Annotated in this window: 1 protein-coding gene; it reads left to right on the top strand. The window is 63.4% G+C overall.

The window, feature by feature from the left end:
- The first annotated feature begins 168 nt into the window (after positions 1–168).
- Positions 169–1110 carry an IS110 family transposase gene (locus M2427_RS42075; protein WP_280712570.1) on the top strand — a complete coding sequence of 314 codons (942 nt, stop codon included), beginning with the start codon at positions 169–171 and terminating at the stop codon, positions 1108–1110.
- Positions 1111–1120 lie beyond the last annotated feature (10 nt).

The following is a 1120-nucleotide window of genomic DNA, read 5'->3' as shown; positions in this document are numbered from 1 at the left end:
TGGGTCCCTGTGTGTGGAAAGTCTGTCATGATGGCGGTGGGCGGGAAGCCGTTGGGTCCTTGGCGCTTGACGCCGTGATCCGGCCCGGTCTCCCGCCCGTTCCATCTATCAACCTGAACAGTTGCACGAGGCTGCGCCAACAGACCTCGCATCACAGGGACAGGCACCGTGATCATACCCCTTCGCTGCGTCGGAATCGACGTCTCCAAACATCATCTCGATATTTTCGATGAGGCCATCGGTGCATCGGAACGCATCGACAACGCGACACAGGCCATCACACAGCTGGTGGCGCGTTGGCGATGCGATACGCTGGTCGTCTTTGAGGCCACGGGGGTCTACGACCTCGAGCTTCGCGAGGCGCTGCGTCAGGCCGGGGTTCGCTTTGCCCGGATCAATCCGGCCCGCGCCCGCGACTTTGCCCGCGCCAGCGGCCAGCTCGCCAAGACCGACCCAATCGACGCGCGGATGCTGGCAGCCTTTGCTCGAGCCATGACGCCCGCAACTGAGCAGGTCGCCACACCGGCCCGCAACGCTTTGGCAAGGCTGGCAAAACGACGCGATCAGCTGGTCAGCATGCGAGCTCAGGAGAAAAACCGCCGCAGTGAGGCCGAGGACCGCGCCATGGCCGAACGGATCGGCCGCCTCATCGCCGTGCTCGACGACGAGATCGCGGAGATCGAGGCCGAGATCAGTGCGCTCATCAAAGCAGAGCAGGAGATCGCCGAAGATGCGCAGTTGATGCGCTCACTGCCCGGCATCGGCCCGGTGGCCTGCATGCAGCTCCTCGCGCAGATGCCCGAACTCGGGCGTGTCGGTCCGAAGCAGGTTGCGGCACTGGCCGGCCTGGCTCCCTTCAACGTCGACAGCGGTACCTATCGTGGAAAGCGCAAGATCGGCGGCGGCCGCAAGCGTATCCGCGACGCCCTCTATATGGCCGCTCTCAACGCGGTTCGCCGCGCCGATCCATTCAAGGCATTCTACGAACGCCTGCGAAAGGCCGGCAAACCAGCCAAACTCGCCCTCATTGCCGTCGCCAGGAAGCTTCTAACCGTGCTCAACGCAATGATGCGCGACCGAAAACCTTATATGATCGCCCCATCGACATAACAGTTGCCGG

The organism is Bradyrhizobium sp. BR13661, from assembly GCF_029892425.1.
GTDB lineage: Bacteria > Pseudomonadota > Alphaproteobacteria > Rhizobiales > Xanthobacteraceae > Bradyrhizobium.
This window is presented reverse-complemented; position numbering and strand designations above follow the sequence as displayed.